The sequence below is a fragment of the Vitreoscilla filiformis genome (genome assembly GCF_002222655.1).
GTDB classification, from domain to species: Bacteria; Pseudomonadota; Gammaproteobacteria; order Burkholderiales; family Burkholderiaceae_C; genus Ideonella; species Ideonella filiformis.
Window position 1 is genome coordinate 2,352,854 of record NZ_CP022423.1, and the last position, 20,977, is coordinate 2,373,830.

Annotated in this window: 19 protein-coding genes; 10 read left to right on the forward strand and 9 right to left on the reverse strand. The window is 56.3% G+C overall.

The window, feature by feature from the left end; all coding sequences use genetic code 11:
- The first annotated feature begins 717 nt into the window (after positions 1-717).
- Positions 718-1,584: a hypothetical protein gene (locus tag VITFI_RS17960; RefSeq protein ID WP_157725659.1), complete on the forward strand. Its 867-nt coding sequence runs from the start codon at positions 718-720 to the stop codon at positions 1,582-1,584.
- The gene (locus VITFI_RS11165; RefSeq protein WP_089417024.1) at positions 1,584-2,708 is read left to right on the forward strand and encodes a DNA cytosine methyltransferase; all 1,125 of its coding nucleotides are present in this window, start codon (positions 1,584-1,586) and stop codon (positions 2,706-2,708) included. Before VITFI_RS17960 ends, VITFI_RS11165 begins: the two co-directional genes overlap by 1 nt.
- 122 nt (positions 2,709-2,830) lie before the next feature.
- Here VITFI_RS11165 and VITFI_RS11170 read toward each other — a convergent pair whose 3' ends face one another.
- On the reverse strand, positions 2,831-3,829 hold the full coding sequence (locus VITFI_RS11170) for a reverse transcriptase domain-containing protein (RefSeq protein ID WP_332461895.1): 999 nt from the start codon (positions 3,827-3,829) through the stop codon (positions 2,831-2,833).
- A gap of 1,103 nt (positions 3,830-4,932) precedes the next feature.
- Between VITFI_RS11170 and VITFI_RS11175 the strand changes: the two genes are divergently transcribed.
- Positions 4,933-5,181 (forward strand): hypothetical protein, encoded by a 249-nt coding sequence (locus VITFI_RS11175; protein WP_089417025.1) that lies wholly within the window; start codon positions 4,933-4,935, stop codon positions 5,179-5,181.
- A gap of 351 nt (positions 5,182-5,532) precedes the next feature.
- Here the strand turns inward: VITFI_RS11175 and ltrA (VITFI_RS11180) are convergent, their stop codons facing one another.
- Complete coding sequence (gene ltrA / locus VITFI_RS11180) at positions 5,533-6,990, reverse strand: group II intron reverse transcriptase/maturase (RefSeq protein WP_198301432.1); 1,458 nt, start codon at positions 6,988-6,990, stop codon at positions 5,533-5,535.
- 643 nt (positions 6,991-7,633) lie between these two features.
- On the opposite strand from ltrA (VITFI_RS11180), the gene VITFI_RS11185 reads away from it, so the two are divergent.
- A complete protein-coding gene (locus VITFI_RS11185) occupies positions 7,634-7,882 on the forward strand; it encodes a hypothetical protein (protein ID WP_089417025.1) in 249 nt (82 codons plus the stop codon).
- 351 nt (positions 7,883-8,233) lie between these two features.
- Here VITFI_RS11185 and ltrA (VITFI_RS11190) read toward each other — a convergent pair whose 3' ends face one another.
- Positions 8,234-9,691, reverse strand: a complete 1,458-nt coding sequence (gene ltrA, locus VITFI_RS11190) for a group II intron reverse transcriptase/maturase (RefSeq protein WP_198301432.1) — start codon at positions 9,689-9,691, stop codon at positions 8,234-8,236.
- 992 nt (positions 9,692-10,683) lie between these two features.
- Here ltrA (VITFI_RS11190) and VITFI_RS11195 point away from each other — a divergent pair.
- From VITFI_RS11195 to VITFI_RS11205, 3 genes are all read left to right on the forward strand, one after another.
- Positions 10,684-10,974, forward strand: a complete 291-nt coding sequence (locus tag VITFI_RS11195) for an antibiotic biosynthesis monooxygenase family protein (RefSeq protein ID WP_089417026.1) — start codon at positions 10,684-10,686, stop codon at positions 10,972-10,974.
- Between the two features lie 894 nt (positions 10,975-11,868).
- Positions 11,869-12,192, forward strand: a complete 324-nt coding sequence (locus VITFI_RS18455; protein ID WP_089417027.1) for a toxin-antitoxin system TumE family protein — start codon at positions 11,869-11,871, stop codon at positions 12,190-12,192.
- A gap of 2 nt (positions 12,193-12,194) precedes the next feature.
- Complete coding sequence (locus VITFI_RS11205; protein WP_157725660.1) at positions 12,195-12,635, forward strand: HVO_A0114 family putative DNA-binding protein; 441 nt, start codon at positions 12,195-12,197, stop codon at positions 12,633-12,635.
- A 137-nt stretch (positions 12,636-12,772) separates the two neighbouring features.
- Here VITFI_RS11205 and VITFI_RS18925 read toward each other — a convergent pair whose 3' ends face one another.
- From VITFI_RS18925 to nirB, 6 genes are all read right to left on the reverse strand, one after another.
- Positions 12,773-13,105: a group II intron maturase-specific domain-containing protein gene (locus VITFI_RS18925; protein WP_198301434.1), complete on the reverse strand. Its 333-nt coding sequence runs from the start codon at positions 13,103-13,105 to the stop codon at positions 12,773-12,775.
- A gap of 454 nt (positions 13,106-13,559) precedes the next feature.
- Complete coding sequence (locus VITFI_RS17965) at positions 13,560-13,745, reverse strand: hypothetical protein (RefSeq protein ID WP_157725661.1); 186 nt, start codon at positions 13,743-13,745, stop codon at positions 13,560-13,562.
- Between the two features lie 73 nt (positions 13,746-13,818).
- Positions 13,819-14,058 carry a toxin-antitoxin system HicB family antitoxin gene (locus VITFI_RS11215; RefSeq protein WP_089417029.1) on the reverse strand — a complete coding sequence of 80 codons (240 nt, stop codon included), beginning with the start codon at positions 14,056-14,058 and terminating at the stop codon, positions 13,819-13,821.
- Complete coding sequence (locus VITFI_RS11220; protein WP_089417030.1) at positions 14,055-14,489, reverse strand: PIN domain-containing protein; 435 nt, start codon at positions 14,487-14,489, stop codon at positions 14,055-14,057. The genes VITFI_RS11215 and VITFI_RS11220 overlap by 4 nt, the downstream gene beginning before the upstream one ends.
- A gap of 120 nt (positions 14,490-14,609) precedes the next feature.
- Positions 14,610-14,945, reverse strand: coding sequence for a nitrite reductase small subunit NirD (gene nirD / locus VITFI_RS11225; RefSeq protein WP_089417031.1), 336 nt, complete (start codon positions 14,943-14,945; stop codon positions 14,610-14,612).
- 33 nt (positions 14,946-14,978) lie between these two features.
- Positions 14,979-17,498 carry a nitrite reductase large subunit NirB gene (gene nirB, locus VITFI_RS11230; RefSeq protein WP_089417032.1) on the reverse strand — a complete coding sequence of 840 codons (2,520 nt, stop codon included), beginning with the start codon at positions 17,496-17,498 and terminating at the stop codon, positions 14,979-14,981.
- A 263-nt stretch (positions 17,499-17,761) separates the two neighbouring features.
- Between nirB and serB the strand changes: the two genes are divergently transcribed.
- The 3 genes from serB (at position 17,762) to VITFI_RS11245 (ending at position 20,975) form a co-directional block, all read left to right on the forward strand.
- Positions 17,762-18,472: a phosphoserine phosphatase SerB gene (serB, locus tag VITFI_RS11235; protein ID WP_089417033.1), complete on the forward strand. Its 711-nt coding sequence runs from the start codon at positions 17,762-17,764 to the stop codon at positions 18,470-18,472.
- A gap of 71 nt (positions 18,473-18,543) precedes the next feature.
- The gene (locus tag VITFI_RS11240; RefSeq protein ID WP_089417034.1) at positions 18,544-19,905 is read left to right on the forward strand and encodes a CBS domain-containing protein; all 1,362 of its coding nucleotides are present in this window, start codon (positions 18,544-18,546) and stop codon (positions 19,903-19,905) included.
- A complete protein-coding gene (locus tag VITFI_RS11245; RefSeq protein WP_089417035.1) occupies positions 19,902-20,975 on the forward strand; it encodes an ABC transporter substrate-binding protein in 1,074 nt (357 codons plus the stop codon). Before VITFI_RS11240 ends, VITFI_RS11245 begins: the two co-directional genes overlap by 4 nt.
- Positions 20,976-20,977: the final 2 nt, after the last annotated feature.

Sequence of the window (20,977 nt, forward strand, 5' to 3'; positions counted from 1 at the left end):
GCTGCATGGCTCGCAAGGGCGCTGCCTGTTTCTTCGTCTCGCAGGGGGCAGCTCCCCACGGCGCTAGGACGTTGATAACCCGGTACATCCCATTCCGGGATCCTTCCTTGCAAAGCGTTTCCTTCCATGCCGCACGTGATGCAGACCTCCCCAGGTAAGAACGTGAACTGTCGATGCACAAGCGCCACATCTACCCTAGACGCTGTACCATCAGACTTCGCCATCCAGTGCCGGCTCGTCTGGCGTCCTAGGCCTCCTCTATGTGGTTTCTGTTCGTCGCCTCGCACCTCTTGTCTACGGCTTCCTCCAGACCCCGCCTCGCAGCGACGCCCTTGCCCTCGACTCGTGGTTGTCCTGCTCGCTCTTCGCGTCCAGGCCGGTACTCCCACAGGGGACTTTCACCCCATAAGCTCACGCCCATGCTGGGCGCACACTTCCCGTTGCACCTGACAAGTTTGTTTGTGCGCGGCTTCGCCGCACACAAACAAACTTGCAGGTGAACTTTACGTTAGAAAGTCAAATATCGTTAAGGATCACATTTATAAAATCCATCATCAGATGATTTAAAATCATGGCAACCATGATCATTTGGTCGCATAGTATATAAATTATTTGCGGCCATATTTTATTGTAAAATGGAATATGATACAATACGCGCCAACTCATTATTGACGCAATCAACTTTTAGTCGAAACACAACCCAAAATTTTTATACAAATGAGCCACATCAGCATTGCCAAACAAGTTTTTCTAGCTATTACTGAAAATTTACATAATGGATATATTCCAGTTTTTTTACGGCCACTATCAACAACCGGAACAGTACAAGATGACCCTTTTGATCAATGGTTTGGAGAAAACATATCCCAAAAGTTGCCTGATTTAGAAATAACTCATTCAGGCCCATTAACAACTCCTGATATTATCATTCGGGATCGAATAACTCGAGAAGTTATTGGCATCGAGGTGAAAAAGGTTGACGCTGATGAAAATGGTAAGGACTCCAGAGGCTTAACATTGGATTACAATAGCTGTATTCCTTGTGGTCAAATGTTGATAAAAATTGGGGGACGTGAATCTAAGATAAAAACATATTATTTCTTTGGTCTTTTATCTTGTGACGGAAATAACTTAATAGCCTCCAGTTTAATCGATGGCGATTTTTTGAATTACGATTATGAATTGCATTTGCAAGGAAAATATCTTAATACAAGCCAATATGGCCATGGCCCTTACGGAGAAGGATCTGTGCGCGGTCGGGCAATGTACAACTACCCAAATCCAATGAATGTGGCAATTGCAACATTTAGCAAAAAACATAGTCTTGTTATAAAGCAAGAATTCTCATACCAACTTGATAACAGCCATCTTAATGAGTCTGCAATAATTGAACGTAAAGACATAAAAGGAAATGTAACGCATTACACGCAATATATTACAACAAACACTGATAAGGTATCGCATGTTACTGACATTTTTGCAAGCTGTAAACAAAGAACCCCTAAAAAAAGAAAAGCATATCTAACTGAAATCTCAGACGTTCCAGCAAATTACACCCCTAATAAGTCAACTGAGATAATCTAATGAATTTCAAAAAATACAATGTACTCAGCCTTTTTAGCGGGGCCGGTGGTTTAGATTTAGGGTTCGAGCAGCATGGATTCACTCATCTTGAGTGTGTAGAGATCGATGAGAATTGCGTCAAGACACTGAAGCACAACAGACCCGCATGGAATGTAGTGCAAAGAGACGTTACGATTTATCAACCTCGGCACAATAATGTCGATGTTCTTATCGGTGGGCCTCCATGCCAAGGATTTTCTTTAGGTGGAAACCGAAATCCAAATGATCCCAGAAATCGACTTTTTCTTGAAATGATGAGGATCGCTAGGCAGACCTTGCCACGCGTTGTAGTTATCGAAAATGTGCTGAACCTTAGGACGATGATTGCACCCTGGTCAGGGAAGAACTTTGTTGACGAAATATCTGCTCAATTTAAAAGCTTAGGCTATAGCGTATTTTTTGATGTTTTCCGCGTTTGTTATTTTGGAGTTCCACAAACAAGAAGGAGATTTATTTTTATAGCCATACGCGGAGCTGCTCCCAAAAATTACCAATTACCCGTACCTGATATAAATCCGACAACAATAAAAGATGCTCTTTTTGATTTGGGCCAAAATGATAATCATAAGATACCAAACCATGACCCTCAATGGGGATTCAGAAGTCAAGTGCACACTAATCTGAATAAATGCGTTTCACCTAACGATATAGCAGTTCCAATTAGAATTTCCAGAACAGGGTCTGATGGCCATCCGATACGATCATTTGATGAGCCATTCCCTGCTATTGATACAGCAACAGTTTGGGGTTGGGCCAAAGGGCACTTGCATGCTGAACGAGTTGTTAAAGACAGAACCATTGAAAAACATGTGAGAAATCCTGATGCAACAACAAAACTTTGGCGAATCACCGCAGATCAAATGAGAACCTTTACTCATAGAGAATATGCACGTCTACAAACATTTCCAGACAATTGGGAATTTATTGGAGATAATAAAAGAGATTGTCATAAACAAATTGGCAATGCAGTTCCTGTGAAATTCTCGGAGCGAATTGCTGAAAACGTCAAGGCTATTCTAGATTGTCAAGAAACCGGGAAAGAATTTGAACATCAGGGTAATTTTCAACTTACAATGGCATTGTAAAAGTTTCTAATCGGGTAGCCGGGGGTCTTTAGCCCCCAGCTCCCACACCACCCACCATGCGGGTCCGCAGTGGGCGGTTCAACAAGTCGGCTCGCTCGACGAAGCTCGCTTCTCCTTCCCGCTCAGGTATACCCCTGAGCCTTCTTCCACAGGGCCACCACGCTCACCAGGCCCGTCTCGTGCAACCTCTCGTTTGTCAACGCGATTCGCAACGCCGGACTCCTGGCCATGCGCCAGTTCCCCTTGCCACTCAGTCCGTGCCTAAAGGCCATGCGTCTATTCACGCCCAGCCTCAACAACTCCCGGATCTTCGTCCTGCTCCTCTTCCACCGTTTCCAGTAGACCGATCGCATCCGCCTTCTGATCCATTCGTCTAGCCCCGGTACGGGCCTCCAATACTGACTGATGCCGTAGTACTGCATCCACCCTTGCACGTGCTTTCTCAGTTCAGCCAGTCGGTGATCCATCGACACCCCCCAGCCTTTCCTCGTCAGCCCCCGCACCCGGCTTTTGAAGTTCTCCACCGTCTTCTTGTGCCACCGTATCTTGCCCGCCTTGATCGTGAAGCCTAGGAATTTGCACTCTCCCATCGGCGCAACCTGGCTCTTCGCCTGATTTACCCTGAGCTTGAGTTTTGCCTCCACAAACTTCTTGACGCTGTGCATCACCCGATGCCCCGCCCTCAGGCTGCGCACCAAAATCACCACATCGTCCGCATAGCGCGCAAACCTGTGCCCTCTGCTGTGCAGTTGCTTGTCCAGCTCGTGCAACATCACATTGCCCAGTAACGGCGACAGCGGCCCGCCTTGTGGCGTCCCCACTTCGCTCGGCTCTACGCGGTATCCCACCAGCACCCCTGCTCTCAGGTAGTTGCCTATCAACCTCAGCAGCACCTTGTCCCCGATGGTGCGGCCCAGCAGCCCCATCAACACGTCGTGATCGACCGTGTCGAAGAACTTGGCCAAGTCCATGTCCACCGCGAATTTGTAGCCCTGCTTGACGTCTTGCTGCACCTGCTTGATCGCCTGGTGTGCATTGCGGCCTGGTCGGAACCCGTAGCTGTTCGCACTGAACTCCACCTCGTACAGCGGGCTCAGCACCTGCGCTATGGCTTGCTGGATCCACCCTGTCCATCACGGTCGGGATGCCCAGCGCCCTCTTGCCTCCTCCAGCCTTCGGGATTTCCACCCTCCTGACCGGCTGCGGCTCGTAGCGCCCTCGCTCGATCTGCTCCTTGATCCTGGGCCAGTGTTGCCGCGCTTGTTCCGGGTAGTCCTCCACCGTCACGCCGTCTATGCCCGGCGCTCCTTTGTTGGCCCTCACCCGCTTCCACGCCTTCAACAGGTTGTCCCTGTCCAGCACCTTTTCTAGCAGTCCTTCTCGCTTCACTTCGTCTTGTCTCAAGGCTCGTTTCTCACCTCCACCGCCGCCCGCACACCTCCCCCGCTTCGGGTTCACCGGTGCCGTCGAGATGGCTGTGTCTGCTCCTTGTCTCTCGTTGTTCGGCCCTTCAGCGCGCTTAACCTGCGCCCCTACTACGGCCTCTGCTGACTTCTGCACCATCACGCAACGTGTTGCCACGCCACGCGCTGCATGGCTCGCAAGGGCGCTGCCTGTTTCTTCGTCTCGCAGGGGGCAGCTCCCCACGGCGCTAGGACGTTGATAACCCGGTACATCCCATTCCGGGATCCTTCCTTGCAAAGCGTTTCCTTCCATGCCGCACGTGATGCAGACCTCCCCAGGTAAGAACGTGAACTGTCGATGCACAAGCGCCACATCTACCCTAGACGCTGTACCATCAGACTTCGCCATCCAGTGCCGGCTCGTCTGGCGTCCTAGGCCTCCTCTATGTGGTTTCTGTTCGTCGCCTCGCACCTCTTGTCTACGGCTTCCTCCAGACCCCGCCTCGCAGCGACGCCCTTGCCCTCGACTCGTGGTTGTCCTGCTCGCTCTTCGCGTCCAGGCCGGTACTCCCACAGGGGACTTTCACCCCATAAGCTCACGCCCATGCTGGGCGCACACTTGTCAATCAACCTGACGTCGCCGCCCGCCCCGCGCTTACGCGCGTGGCGGGCGGCGCCGCAGGTTATTTTTACGTTAGACAAAAAGTCAACAATACCTCACTATTTTCTAGGACTTGCAAAAATTAACCAATTGATATAGATTGAAGACTCTGTTTTCAGCAAGTTGCTGGAGATGAAATTTACTTTTATATGGAGAAATCATGGCTATTCAAAACGCAGTTATTACAGGTTTAGCAGGAAATGAAATCTCAAAGAAGATCGCAGGGTCAGACGAGGTAAGCGTCGGTCGAACGGCTGTAGCAGTTGGCGCAGGGGCTGCTACAGGTGCTGTAGCAAGCGGAGCTGTTGTTGTTGGGGCCGCAGCACTGGGTGTGGCTGCCGCTCCAATTGTTGTTCCGCTTGCAGTCGCAAGTGCTGTAGTCGCAGGTATTGCTAGCCTTTTTGACTAAAAATATTGAACCTTACTTTCTATTTGTATGATTACGAATCTGATTCAGATAGAAAGTAAGGCCAAAAAACTAACGCCGAATTTTTCAAAACATCATGTCGCTTCTGAAGCTATTTTTCACAAACATGTCAAGAGGCAAAAAATGCCCTAAATGTGGCAATTGGACAATGCACGAGAAAAAACCAGGCTATTGGTATTGTTCAAGCTGTGGAGCAGCTACATTTGAGTGATGCCGTCTAATCGGGTAGCCGGGGGTCTTTAGCCCCCAGCTCCCACACCACCCACCATGCGGGTCCGCAGTGGGCGGTTCAACAAGTCGGCTCGCTCGACGAAGCTCGCTTCTCCTTCCCGCTCAGGTATACCCCTGAGCCTTCTTCCACAGGGCCACCACGCTCACCAGGCCCGTCTCGTGCAACCTCTCGTTTGTCAACGCGATTCGCAACGCCGGACTCCTGGCCATGCGCCAGTTCCCCTTGCCACTCAGTCCGTGCCTAAAGGCCATGCGTCTATTCACGCCCAGCCTCAACAACTCCCGGATCTTCGTCCTGCTCCTCTTCCACCGTTTCCAGTAGACCGATCGCATCCGCCTTCTGATCCATTCGTCTAGCCCCGGTACGGGCCTCCAATACTGACTGATGCCGTAGTACTGCATCCACCCTTGCACGTGCTTTCTCAGTTCAGCCAGTCGGTGATCCATCGACACCCCCCAGCCTTTCCTCGTCAGCCCCCGCACCCGGCTTTTGAAGTTCTCCACCGTCTTCTTGTGCCACCGTATCTTGCCCGCCTTGATCGTGAAGCCTAGGAATTTGCACTCTCCCATCGGCGCAACCTGGCTCTTCGCCTGATTTACCCTGAGCTTGAGTTTTGCCTCCACAAACTTCTTGACGCTGTGCATCACCCGATGCCCCGCCCTCAGGCTGCGCACCAAAATCACCACATCGTCCGCATAGCGCGCAAACCTGTGCCCTCTGCTGTGCAGTTGCTTGTCCAGCTCGTGCAACATCACATTGCCCAGTAACGGCGACAGCGGCCCGCCTTGTGGCGTCCCCACTTCGCTCGGCTCTACGCGGTATCCCACCAGCACCCCTGCTCTCAGGTAGTTGCCTATCAACCTCAGCAGCACCTTGTCCCCGATGGTGCGGCCCAGCAGCCCCATCAACACGTCGTGATCGACCGTGTCGAAGAACTTGGCCAAGTCCATGTCCACCGCGAATTTGTAGCCCTGCTTGACGTCTTGCTGCACCTGCTTGATCGCCTGGTGTGCATTGCGGCCTGGTCGGAACCCGTAGCTGTTCGCACTGAACTCCACCTCGTACAGCGGGCTCAGCACCTGCGCTATGGCTTGCTGGATCACCCTGTCCATCACGGTCGGGATGCCCAGCGCCCTCTTGCCTCCTCCAGCCTTCGGGATTTCCACCCTCCTGACCGGCTGCGGCTCGTAGCGCCCTCGCTCGATCTGCTCCTTGATCCTGGGCCAGTGTTGCCGCGCTTGTTCCGGGTAGTCCTCCACCGTCACGCCGTCTATGCCCGGCGCTCCTTTGTTGGCCCTCACCCGCTTCCACGCCTTCAACAGGTTGTCCCTGTCCAGCACCTTTTCTAGCAGTCCTTCTCGCTTCACTTCGTCTTGTCTCAAGGCTCGTTTCTCACCTCCACCGCCGCCCGCACACCTCCCCCGCTTCGGGTTCACCGGTGCCGTCGAGATGGCTGTGTCTGCTCCTTGTCTCTCGTTGTTCGGCCCTTCAGCGCGCTTAACCTGCGCCCCTACTACGGCCTCTGCTGACTTCTGCACCATCACGCAACGTGTTGCCACGCCACGCGCTGCATGGCTCGCAAGGGCGCTGCCTGTTTCTTCGTCTCGCAGGGGGCAGCTCCCCACGGCGCTAGGACGTTGATAACCCGGTACATCCCATTCCGGGATCCTTCCTTGCAAAGCGTTTCCTTCCATGCCGCACGTGATGCAGACCTCCCCAGGTAAGAACGTGAACTGTCGATGCACAAGCGCCACATCTACCCTAGACGCTGTACCATCAGACTTCGCCATCCAGTGCCGGCTCGTCTGGCGTCCTAGGCCTCCTCTATGTGGTTTCTGTTCGTCGCCTCGCACCTCTTGTCTACGGCTTCCTCCAGACCCCGCCTCGCAGCGACGCCCTTGCCCTCGACTCGTGGTTGTCCTGCTCGCTCTTCGCGTCCAGGCCGGTACTCCCACAGGGGACTTTCACCCCATAAGCTCACGCCCATGCTGGGCGCACACTTGTCAATCAACCTGACGTCGCCGCCCGCCCCGCGCTTACGCGCGTGGCGGGCGGCGCCGCAGGTTATTTTTACGTTAGACAAAAAGTCAACAATACCTCACTATTTTCTAGGACTTGCAAAAATTAACCAATTGATATAGATTGAAGACTCTGTTTTCAGCAAGTTGCTGGAGATGAAATTTACTTTTATATGGAGAAATCATGGCTATTCAAAACGCAGTTATTACAGGTTTAGCAGGAAATGAAATCTCAAAGAAGATCGCAGGGTCAGACGAGGTAAGCGTCGGTCGAACGGCTGTAGCAGTTGGCGCAGGGGCTGCTACAGGTGCTGTAGCAAGCGGAGCTGTTGTTGTTGGGGCCGCAGCACTGGGTGTGGCTGCCGCTCCAATTGTTGTTCCGCTTGCAGTCGCAAGTGCTGTAGTCGCAGGTATTGCTAGCCTTTTTGACTAAAAATATTGAACCTTACTTTCTATTTGTATGATTACGAATCTGATTCAGATAGAAAGTAAGGCCAAAAAACTAACGCCGAATTTTTCAAAACATCATGTCGCTTCTGAAGCTATTTTTCACAAACATGTCAAGAGGCAAAAAATGCCCTAAATGTGGCAATTGGACAATGCACGAGAAAAAACCAGGCTATTGGTATTGTTCAAGCTGTGGAGCAGCTACATTTGAGTGATGCCGTCTAATCGGGTAGCCGGGGGTCTTTAGCCCCCAGCTCCCACACCACCCACCATGCGGGTCCGCAGTGGGCGGTTCAACAAGTCGGCTCGCTCGACGAAGCTCGCTTCTCCTTCCCGCTCAGGTATACCCCTGAGCCTTCTTCCACAGGGCCACCACGCTCACCAGGCCCGTCTCGTGCAACCTCTCGTTTGTCAACGCGATTCGCAACGCCGGACTCCTGGCCATGCGCCAGTTCCCCTTGCCACTCAGTCCGTGCCTAAAGGCCATGCGTCTATTCACGCCCAGCCTCAACAACTCCCGGATCTTCGTCCTGCTCCTCTTCCACCGTTTCCAGTAGACCGATCGCATCCGCCTTCTGATCCATTCGTCTAGCCCCGGTACGGGCCTCCAATACTGACTGATGCCGTAGTACTGCATCCACCCTTGCACGTGCTTTCTCAGTTCAGCCAGTCGGTGATCCATCGACACCCCCCAGCCTTTCCTCGTCAGCCCCCGCACCCGGCTTTTGAAGTTCTCCACCGTCTTCTTGTGCCACCGTATCTTGCCCGCCTTGATCGTGAAGCCTAGGAATTTGCACTCTCCCATCGGCGCAACCTGGCTCTTCGCCTGATTTACCCTGAGCTTGAGTTTTGCCTCCACAAACTTCTTGACGCTGTGCATCACCCGATGCCCCGCCCTCAGGCTGCGCACCAAAATCACCACATCGTCCGCATAGCGCGCAAACCTGTGCCCTCTGCTGTGCAGTTGCTTGTCCAGCTCGTGCAACATCACATTGCCCAGTAACGGCGACAGCGGCCCGCCTTGTGGCGTCCCCACTTCGCTCGGCTCTACGCGGTATCCCACCAGCACCCCTGCTCTCAGGTAGTTGCCTATCAACCTCAGCAGCACCTTGTCCCCGATGGTGCGGCCCAGCAGCCCCATCAACACGTCGTGATCGACCGTGTCGAAGAACTTGGCCAAGTCCATGTCCACCGCGAATTTGTAGCCCTGCTTGACGTCTTGCTGCACCTGCTTGATCGCCTGGTGTGCATTGCGGCCTGGTCGGAACCCGTAGCTGTTCGCACTGAACTCCACCTCGTACAGCGGGCTCAGCACCTGCGCTATGGCTTGCTGGATCACCCTGTCCATCACGGTCGGGATGCCCAGCGCCCTCTTGCCTCCTCCAGCCTTCGGGATTTCCACCCTCCTGACCGGCTGCGGCTCGTAGCGCCCTCGCTCGATCTGCTCCTTGATCCTGGGCCAGTGTTGCCGCGCTTGTTCCGGGTAGTCCTCCACCGTCACGCCGTCTATGCCCGGCGCTCCTTTGTTGGCCCTCACCCGCTTCCACGCCTTCAACAGGTTGTCCCTGTCCAGCACCTTTTCTAGCAGTCCTTCTCGCTTCACTTCGTCTTGTCTCAAGGCTCGTTTCTCACCTCCACCGCCGCCCGCACACCTCCCCCGCTTCGGGTTCACCGGTGCCGTCGAGATGGCTGTGTCTGCTCCTTGTCTCTCGTTGTTCGGCCCTTCAGCGCGCTTAACCTGCGCCCCTACTACGGCCTCTGCTGACTTCTGCACCATCACGCAACGTGTTGCCACGCCACGCGCTGCATGGCTCGCAAGGGCGCTGCCTGTTTCTTCGTCTCGCAGGGGGCAGCTCCCCACGGCGCTAGGACGTTGATAACCCGGTACATCCCATTCCGGGATCCTTCCTTGCAAAGCGTTTCCTTCCATGCCGCACGTGATGCAGACCTCCCCAGGTAAGAACGTGAACTGTCGATGCACAAGCGCCACATCTACCCTAGACGCTGTACCATCAGACTTCGCCATCCAGTGCCGGCTCGTCTGGCGTCCTAGGCCTCCTCTATGTGGTTTCTGTTCGTCGCCTCGCACCTCTTGTCTACGGCTTCCTCCAGACCCCGCCTCGCAGCGACGCCCTTGCCCTCGACTCGTGGTTGTCCTGCTCGCTCTTCGCGTCCAGGCCGGTACTCCCACAGGGGACTTTCACCCCATAAGCTCACGCCCATGCTGGGCGCACACAGGCCGGTCAAACTGACGTCACACAAACCCGGCGCTTCGCTTTGGGTTTGTGCGCCGCAGTTTACCTTTACGTTAGCCATAATACATAGTTCCATCAAGTTACAGTGTTAAATTATTCGTTAGACGGTCATATTGCGTATAAAATTCACAAAACAAAATAACTTTACTGCATTTCACCGCAACCAGATCAATTAGGCCAATGAATGATTAAAATTGATACATCATCAATACGATATTTCTCACAACTAGATGAGAGGGCTTTTTTCGAATGGGCACAAGCTATCCCATGCGTCACAAGTATAGAAAATGGTTATCTCCACATTAAATCAACAAGAATTTCACAAAAAAATCTTCGCGATTTAATTGCCATCATGTTTAGATACGCAATGCCAATGGATCAACTTCGAGCTTTTTCCACAAAACAGAATGAAATTTGGTTTAAGTCGAAAACCTCATATTGGTACAATTCAGTTTTTGGGGTGAATTAACAAAAAATCAACCTATGTGTTTTATGACTTTATAAAAATCAACCAATCGTCAATAAAATATCCATGTTTGTAGTAATTTTCCGAGCCGTCGCCAAAAATTTAGATTCAGAGTACAGTCAAACAGCAAGTAAGTTGCGCGAGCTTGCAATGACTGAATTTAATTGCATAGATTTCAAAGCAATAACAGAAGGAACAGATGAAATAGCCCTTTCTTACTGGGAAAGTCTTGATGACATTAAACGCTGGAAAGCTCATCCAACACACATAAAAGCACAGCAACTCGGCCGTGAACGATGGTATGAATCATATTCAGTACAAATTGCAGAGGTTGACCGTGAATATAAATTCGGCTAATCGGGTAGCCGGGAGTTTTTAGCTCCCAGCTCCCACACCACCCACCGTGCGGGTCCGCAGTGGGCGGTTCACACTACTACAGGGGCTAAAGAGGGATCACCCTGCACCCTGCTGGATATCGAATTTCCCTAGTAGCGCCGCGCTTGATTCGCCCGGTCGGGCATCACTACCAAGCTACGAGCTTTCGCGAGTCTCTCCTTTCATGTGTTCGGCCCTTCATGCCCTTCACCCTTGTGGGGCTACGGTTCACTACTATGGCCTCTGCTGACTTCTGCACCATCACGTCGGATGTTTCCACCCGCCGCGCTGTGAGCACGTTGTGAGCCGCTGCCTTTTTCTTCGACATGCAAGGGGCAGCCCTCGCAGCGCTTGGACGTTGGTGACCCGGTGTCATCCCATCCGGGAATTTGCTCACTCCTTGCCCACCGCCCGTGGTGCAGATCTCCCCAGGTAAGAACGTGAACTGTCGATGCACAAGCGCCACATCTACCCTAGACGCTGTACCATCAGACTTCGCCATCCAGTGCCGGCTCGTCTGGCGTCCTAGGCCTCCTCTATGTGGTTTCTGTTCGTCGCCTCGCACCTCTTGTCTACGGCTTCCTCCAGACCCCGCCTCGCAGCGACGCCCTTGCCTTCGACTCGTGGTTGTCCTGCTCGCTCTTCGCGTCCAGGCCGGTACTCCCACAGGGGACTTCCACCCCATAAGCTCACGCCCATGCTGGGCGCACACAGGGCGGTCAAACTGACGTCACACAAACCCGGCGCTTCGCTGTGGGTTTGTGCGACGCAGTTTACCTTTACGTTATACCTTTCAACAATTTGGCAAATTTACCAACGAAATACAAGAAAATACAATATTGACAACTTGCAGACGTGGTGTAAAAATTTACGTCTGTGAAGCCAGTAAAAGACATTGACCAGCGGCATGTGACAAAAGGCGGCGGCGTAATTCGAGTGGAAACTTGGATTGATGAAAAAACCGAAGAAGTCACCAGTTATAACTTAGCTTACGTAAACACAAATATATGCACAGTTGACAACGGGCGAGTTCTTGGTTTTGATAATGCTCACCTATATCCAGGATTTCCTACGCTTCATCATGAGCATCACTTCGGCGAGGTAATTCACAATGACACTTATCAAGGATTTGACAATCTTCTTGATAGGTTTCAAACAGAGCTAGGTGTTTTCAAGAAAGCTTACGGAAAGAGGTATTAATTGTGAGTACAAAACAAAAGCCAGCGAACCAAGTTGATGAATCAAAAATATTTACTGAAGAATTAGGAATGCCTGAATTTGTAGGTGCGCAAAGCGAGGACGATTTTTTCGATAGTGTTCGAAAAAATATTAATGACAGAAAGATTGGGCAACGAACGGCGCCGATAACAACCGTAAGCTTTGAGTCTTTAAGTGCCCTGCTAGCCGTCGTAACCCCACAACGAGCGCGCTTAGTTGAAACTTTGAAAGAAAAAGGACATTTTGAATCAATTGCAACTCTGGCTGATGCCTTGCAACGAGATCGAGGAACAGTCAGCAAAGACGTAAAAGTGTTGTCAAATGCCGGCTTCGTCCGCGTTGAAGTGCGATCTTTTCCAGGACATGGAAAGCGCTCAGAGATTTTTCCGGCGGCACGTAAAGTGCGCCTAGAACTGAATCTGTAAATACAAAATGGTCTGCAAGGTATAATCGGGTAGCCGGGGGTCTTTAGCCCCCAGCTCCCACACCACCCACCATGCGGGTCCGCAGTGGGCGGTTCAACAAGTCGGCTCGCTCGACGAAGCTCGCTTCACCTCTCCGCTCAAGCGTACCCCTGAGCCTTCTTCCACAGGGCCACCACGCTCACCAGGCCCGTCTCGTGCAACCTCTCGTTTGTCAACGCGATTCGCAACCCCGGACTCCTGGCCATGCGCCAATTCCCCTTGCCACTCAGTCCGTGCCTAAAGGCCATGCGTCTATTCACGCCTAGCCTCAACAACTCCCGGATCTTCGTCCTGCTCCCCTTCCACCGTTTCCAGTAGACCGATCGCATCCGCCTTCTGATCCATTCGTCTAGCCCCGGCACAGACCTCCAATACTGGCTGATCCCAAAGTACTGCATCCACCCTCGCACGTACTCCCTGAGCTTGCCCAAGCGGTAGCCTCTGCGACTTCTGCTCCATCACACCTCGTGTTGCCACGCCGTGCGCTGTGCGCTCCTCGTGAGTCGCTGCCAGCTTTTTCGACATGCAAGGGGCAGCCCTCGCAGCGCTTGGACGTTGGTGACCCGGTGTCATCCCATCCAGGAATTTGCTCACTCCTTGCCCACCGCCCGTGGTGCAGATCTCCCCAGGTAAGAACGTGAACTGTCGATGCACAAGCGCCACATCTACCCTAGACGCTGTACCATCAGACTTCGCCATCCAGTGCGGCTCGTCTGGCGTCCTAGGCCTCCTCTATGTGGTTTCTGTCCGTCGCCTCGCACCTCTTGTCTACGGCTTCCTCCAGACCCCGCCTCGCAGCGACGCCCTTGCCCTCGACTCGTGGTTGTCCTGCTCGCTCTTCGCGTCCAGGCCGGTACTCCCACAGGGGACTTCCACCCCATAAGCTCACGCCCATGCTGGGCGCACACAGGCCGATGCAGGGGACGCCTCCACCAGTGCCGCTTCGGCCACGCCAAGCGCGCGCCCCTGAACTTGGGCGATGCAGCGGGCTGAAGCAGCCGCGTCGCGCCAGCGGGCGCCCAAGCGGGCCGCCCCGGCGGGCAAGGCTTGACCGGGGCGTGCTCCAGGCAAACAACAAAATCTGGGGAGAAGTCATGGTGATGCTCGGCGCACACCACGCCCACGGCATGAAGAGCGCTGGGGTTTACTTGCGATCCAGCACATCATCCGGCACCACCTCGGGCACCAGCTCCAGCGCCGCCTCAAACTTGCTGCGGCTGGCCCGTGCAGCGCGCTGCTCCAGGTAATCCTGTGTGGCCAGCGCCGAGAGCTTTTCAGCCAAAGCCATGCTGACCAATTGATTCACCGAAATGCCTTCCTGCGCCGCATAAATTTTGGCGTTGCGGTGCAGAGATTCGGGCAGACGAATGCTCAAAGCGCTCATAACCAACCTCCTTGCGAAGGGTTCAAAAAGGTTTTCGGATCCAGCACCTGAAGGCCAAACTCCGAAGCCACCGCAAAATCCCGCACGTTCCAGGTGACGATGCAGGCACATTGGCCGTTCACGGCCGCTTCCAACACCATGTCGTCTTTCACATCCGGCAGGCGGGGCCGCCACAGAAAGTGCACGGGCTGACGAATGGCCGTGGCACACAGGTAATCCAGCACGTCATGCACCGCCGCTTCGGGCAGTGGCACCAGCCCCGGACGCAACTGCACGTCTTCGTACTCCATCACCAGCGGCACGGTCAGCACATGCTGAAACCGGTCTCCACCCACTTGCCGCAGCAGTTCAAACGACCAGCCCGACCGCGAGCGCAGCGCCGCAACCAACACATTGGTATCGATGACAATTTTCTTTGGCGGACTGAGCATGGTATTGCCAATGCTACCAAACAAACTTTGTGTGCATCCCAATACAACGACCCACCGAGTCCCCCCCCGGCGGGCCGTTTTTTCAGCTCAGCCCGGGGCATCTGCCCCCGGCTTGGTACTTCAGACGCTCACCAGCACCTGCGAGCCTTCCACCTTCACCGGATGCACACCCACCGAGCACGCTGGCAGCTCCAGGCACTCGCCCGTCTTCAGATCGAAGTGGTTCTTGTAGAGCGGCGAGGCCACCACCACACGCTCGCCCAAGTTCCCCACCAAGCCACGCGACAGCACGCTGGCGCCGGATTTCGGGTCAATGTTGTCAATGGCGTAGAACGCCTCGGCGCCGACGCGGAAGATCGCCACATGCCGCCCGTCCACCAGCGCACACACGCCGGTGTTCGGCAGGATGTCGGCCACTTGGCAAACGGCCACCCAAGTTTCAGTTGCAGTGCTCATGATCGTGTTCCAACCTTTGCGTATATCCCAAAATCAAGCTTCGGAGGCGGTGGCGCGCTCTTCAGGGCGGGCCGGACGGATTTGGCCGCGCTCTTGCACAAACATCACGCGCTCGTCCTTGGCCTCGCTGTTGACGAAGGTGCTGAAGCGTTGGCGCACTTCCGGCGTCGTCACGGCGGTTTTCCATTCGCACTGGTAGGTGGCCACCACGTGCTGCATCTGCGCTTCGAGTTCGGCGCCCAGGCCCAACTTGTCGGCGATGAGCACGTCCTTCAGGTAGTCGAGGCCGCCCTCCAAGTTTTCGCGCCAGGTGCTGGTGCGTTGCAGGCGGTCGGCGGTGCGGACGTAGAACATCAGGAAGCGGTCGATCAGGCGGATCAGCTCGTCCTTCTTCAGATCGGAGGCGATCAGCTCGGCGTGGCGCGGTTTCATGCCGCCGTTGCCGCAAACGTAGAGGTTCCAGCCCTTGTCGGTGGCGATCACCCCCACGTCCTTGCCCTGGGCTTCGGCGCACTCGCGGGTGCAGCCTGAAACGCCAAACTTGATTTTGTGCGGCGCACGCAGGCCCTTGTAGCGGTTCTCCAACTCGACGGCCAAACCCACCGAATCGTCCACGCCATAACGGCACCAGGTCGAACCGACGCAGGATTTCACCGTGCGCAGCGACTTGCCGTAAGCGTGGCCGGACTCAAACCCGGCGGCGATCAGCTCTTCCCAGATCAGCGGCAGTTGTTCCAGCCGGGCGCCGAACATGTCCACCCGCGCCCCGCCCGTCACCTTGGTGTAAAGGCCGTACTTCTTGGCCACCGTGCCCACGGCGATCAGGCCATCGGGGGTGACTTCACCGCCCGGCATCCGGGGCACCACCGAGTAAGTGCCATCCTTCTGGATGTTGCCCAAGAAGTAATCGTTCGAGTCTTGCAGCGCGGCCAGTTCGGGCTTGAGCACGAACTCGTTCCACACCGAGGCCAGCACGCTGGCGGCGGCCGGCTTGCAGATGTCACAACCCAAACCCTTGCCGTGCTTGGCCAGCAGCTCTTCAAAACTCTTGATCTGGCCGACACGGATCAGGTGGTACAGCTCTTGGCGCGAGTAGGCGAAGTGTTCACACAGGTGGTTGTTCACCGCCATGCCGCGCTTTTTCATCTCCGCCTTCATCACCTGGGTGACGAGTGGCACGCAGCCGCCGCAGGTGGCACCGGCCTTGGTGCAGCTCTTGATCTCGGCGATGGTGGTGGCGCCCTCGCCCACCACGGCGGCGATCATGCCCTTGGTGACGCTGTTGCAGGAGCAGATTTGCGCCGAGTCCGGCAGCGCGTCCGGGCCGAGGCCGGGTTTGGCTTTGCCGTCGCTGCTGGGCAGGATGAGGAATTCCGGATCCGCCGGCAGGGTAATGCCGTTCAGCGCCATTTGCAGCAGGGTGCCGTATTCGGCGGCGTCGCCCACCAGCACGGCGCCCAGCAGTTGCTTGCCATCGGCGCTCACCACGATCTTTTTGTAGATCTGCTTGCACTCATCGACGTACTGGTAGGAGCGGCAGCCAGGCGTTTTGCCGTGGGCGTCGCCGATGCTGGCCACGTCCACGCCCATGAGCTTCAGCTTGGTGCTCATGTCCGCGCCCGCGAAGGCGGCGGACGTGTCACCGGCCAGTTGCTTGGCGACGACGCGGGCCATGTCATAACCAGGCGCCACCAGACCGAAGGTCTGGTCGTTCCAAGCGGCGCATTCGCCGATGGCGTAAATATCATGGTCGGCGGTGCGGCAAGCGCTGTCGATGGCCACGCCACCGCGTGCGCCCACGGGCAGCAGGCTTTGGCGCGCCAGTTCGTCACGCGGGCGGATGCCGGCGGAGAACACAATCATGTCGGTTTCCAGCCAGGTGCCGTCGGTGAACACCATGCGGTGGCGGGCGGTGGCGCCATCGACAATTTCCACGGTGTTGCGCTGGGTGTGAACTTTCACGCCCAATTCTTCGATTTTGGTGCGCAGCACCTTGCCGCCGCCTTCGTCCACCTGCACGGCCATCAGGCGCGGTGCGAACTCCACCACATGGGTTTCCAAGCCCAGATCGCGCAGCGCCTTGGCGCATTCCAGCCCCAGCAGGCCGCCGCCCACCACCACACCGCTTTTGCTCTTGGCGCCAGCGGCTTTCATGGCTTCCAGATCCTCGATGGTGCGGTACACGAAGCAGTTCGGACGCTCCTTGCCCGGCACGCCCGGCACAAACGGATAAGAGCCGGTGGCCAGCACCAGCTTGTCGTAGGGCAGCACCTCGCCTTCGGCAGTCTGCACGGTTTTGTTGCGGCGCTCGATGCTGGCAGCCTTGGCAGCCAGACGCAGGCTGTAGCCGGTTTGCTCAAAGAAACCCGGCGCGACCAGCGACAGGTCTTCAGCCGTTTTTCCCGCGAAGAATTCAGAGAGGTGAACCCGGTCATAGGCCGGGCGAGGTTCCTCGCACAGCACGGTGACTTCGGCTTGGGGCAGCCCGGCTTCAGCGAGGCTTTCGAGGAATTTATGGCCAACCATGCCGTGGCCGACGACGACGATCTTCATGTGGGCTCCTGGGGGGAAAGACGTGGCAACACCGCACCGTTGTGGTGCGCGATTCGCCAAAGTGGGGGGAGAAGGGCTGCGCAGCCGGCTCAACCAGCGGTGGGTTGAGGGGGAGAGGCTGCGATCCGCCGTCGTTAGCGGAGGCCATCAAGTGCAACCGGCATCCACACGATACCGGCGCGAAAAATCAAGCAATAACCGGGCCTGACTCATGCACCAAGCGGGCCAGTTAACATCACACCCCTGACTGACCCCTGCTCACCATGCCCGTCACCGAATTTGCCCCCGGACTGTTCGTGCGCGACTTCACCCCGCCGCGTGCGCTGGGCGACTACAAACTCGTCGCCTTTGACATGGACTCCACCCTCATCAACATCGAGTGTGTGGACGAAATCGCCGAGGCCGCTGGCCGCAAAGCCGAAGTGGCCGCCATCACCGAAGCTGCCATGCGCGGCGAGATCACCGACTTCAAGGACAGCTTGCGCCGCCGCGTCGCCTTGCTGGCTGGCGTGCCGGTCAGCGCCATGGAACAGGTTTACACCGACCGCCTGCACATCAACCCCGGTGTGGACACCTTCGTGGCCGCTTGCCGCAACGCGGGGCTGAAAACCTTGCTGGTGTCGGGCGGGTTCACCTTTTTCAGCGATCGTGTGAAGCAGCGCCTGGGTTTGGACTTCGCCCGCGCCAACGTGCTGGAAATCGAAGACGGCCACCTCACCGGCCGCTTGGTGGATCGCCCGTGGGGGGACATCGTCGATGGTGCCGAAAAACGCCGCGTGGTGCTGGAGGTGTGCGAGCTGATGGGCATCGACCCGTCCCAAGCCATCGCGGTCGGCGATGGGGCCAACGACCTGCCCATGATGCAGGTGGCCGGCCTGTCCGTGGCCTTCCATGCCAAGCCCAAAGTGCGTGAACAAGCCCAGGTGTCGATCGCATCCGGCGGCATGGAACGGGTATTGACGGTGCTGCGCTGATACCTTGCACCGACTTAAATCCGCAACAATCCTGAGAAACACTCAGTAACAACCGGCTGGACAATGCCGGCATGCGCACCTCTGTTCACCTGAAAGTCGGGCAAATCGCCAGCACGGCGGTTCACACCATCACCGCTGAAGTTTCGCTGCGGGAGCTGGTTGAAAGCTTTTCGCGCGAAAAACACTCTTGCGTGGTGGTGGTCGAAGGACGTCGCCCCATCGGCATCGTCACCGAGCGTGACTTGCTGCGCCTGCTGTGTGCGGGCTACGACGAACAACGCACCGTTCGGGCCGTCATGAGCGCCCCGCTGGTGACCGCCCACCACGACTTGCCCTTTGCCACCGCGCAAAACATGCTCAGCAACCGCAATGTGCGCCACCTGGTGCTGGTGGATGAGAACGGTTTGCTGTTCGGCATCGTCACGGAAACCGACTTTCGGCGCCACATCAGCTACTTGCTGTTCCAGAGCATTGAGCATTTGAGCGCCATCACCGACGCCAGCAGCACCTTGCTCGCCCCCGATGTGCCCCTGATTCGTGCGCTGGAGATCATGTCCTCGCGGCGCTTGGATCACTTGGTGATTGGTCGGGCCAATCGCGCCGAAGGCATCATCACGGAGCGGGACGTGCCGCGCTTTATGGTTGAGCATGTGGACATTGCCCGCATCACCACCGGCGAAGTGATGAGCCACCCGTTGGTGTCCATCCCCACACAACTGCCCGTGGTCGATGCGGCGCGGCGCTTGATTGAAACCAATTTGCGCCATTTGGTTGTCGTGGATGAACAAGGGCTGTTTGCGGGGGTGTTGAGCCAGCATCGCATGCTGGAACGCCTGAGCGCCGTGTTGCTGGAGGAAGGCCACCAGTATTTGGCCCGGCAAGTCAGCGCCAGCGAGCAGCGTTTTCGGGATTTTGTGGAACACCTGCCCATTCCGCTGTGCCATGTCAACGCTCAACAAGAGGCGGTGTACATCAACCAGCAGTTCACCGCGCTGCTCGGTTACACCCTGAGCGACACGCCGAACCTGGCCACTTGGTTGGCCCGGGCCTACCCTGACCCCGCCTACCGGGAAGCCACCCTGCGCATCTGGCAACAGCGTGTGGCCCATGCCCACCTGACCGGCGGGCCCATCGTCCCGGGGGAGTACCACGTCACTTGCAAGGATGGTTCGGTGCGCATTTTGGAAATCGGTGGCATCACGCTGGGTCAAGACCTGCTGATCACCATCATGGACATGACCGAACGTCGCCAAGCCGAAGAAACGCTGCGCGAGCAACTGCATGAGCTGCGCCGCTGGCAAGCCGTGATGCTGGATCGGGAGGATCGCGTGCTCGACCTGAAACGTGAGGTCAACGCGCTGTTGGCAGAGTACGGGCTGCCCCCCCGTTATCGGAGCGTGAGCCTCCCGATGGCACCGGTGGCGGCACCATGACAGACGGCCCATTGCCCAGCCTGCCACGGCGCCAGTGCGTGCAAGCGCTGTTGGTCGGGGGAATGCTCGGGCCGGTTGGCCTGCGGGCGGCCTCGGCCCCGTCAGGGCACACCTTGGTGTTGGGAACCCAGCCGCTGGGCATGCCATGCAGCGCCATCAGTGCCCTCATTCAGCGCGACCAAGTGCTGCAACAGACGTTGGCGCGCACCCAGTGGCGCCTCAGCCACCGCCCTTTCGGCAAGGGCTCCGACATGCTGCCCCTGTTGTCCCTGCGCCAGTTGAGCGCCGCTTTCTTGGGGGACATGCCCACGTTGGTGGCCGCAGCATTGGGTGAGGCTGCCATCGTGGGCTTGGTCAAGCAGACCAGCACGGCCATTGTCGGGCGCGGGTTGGAACGCATTGAGGACTTGCGCGACAAGCGGGTGGGCTATGTGGAAGCCTCCAGCGCACACTACACCTTGCTCCAAGCACTCAACTTGGCGGGCCTGCAAGAGTCGCAGATCACGCTGGTGCCGCTGGCGGTGGATCAAATGGTCGAAGCCCTGGAGCGCAACGACATCGACGCATTTGCCGCCTGGGAGCCCGCTTCTTCACTGGCTTTGATGCGCCACCGCGCCCATCGGGTGATTTTCCGAGGCTCCACCACCGACTACTTGGTGATCAACCACTTCTTCACTCAAGAACATCCTGAGATCAGCTTGGCTCTGATCGCCAGTTTTGTGCGGGCCATCCAGTGGATGCGTCTGTCGCGCTTGAATTTGGACAAAGCGGTGCGTTGGGCCAATGATGAAGCCACGTCATTTTCCGGTCGTGCGCTGGCGTTGCCGTTGCGCCAATTGACCGCCATCGTGGAGCGCGATCTGCTGGATGTGCCCGCTGCGCCCTGGGTGTCGCCGCCCGACGCCCAATCGCCTTTGCGGCAGGAATTCGAGTTTTTAGCCCGTTTGGGCAAACTGCCCTCCCAAGCTCGATGGGGTCAAGTCGAACGGGCTTTTGGCTACGATGGGCTGTCCAAGGTGTTGACGCAGTCACGGCAGTACCAGACCCACGTTTTTAACTACCGCGAGTAGCC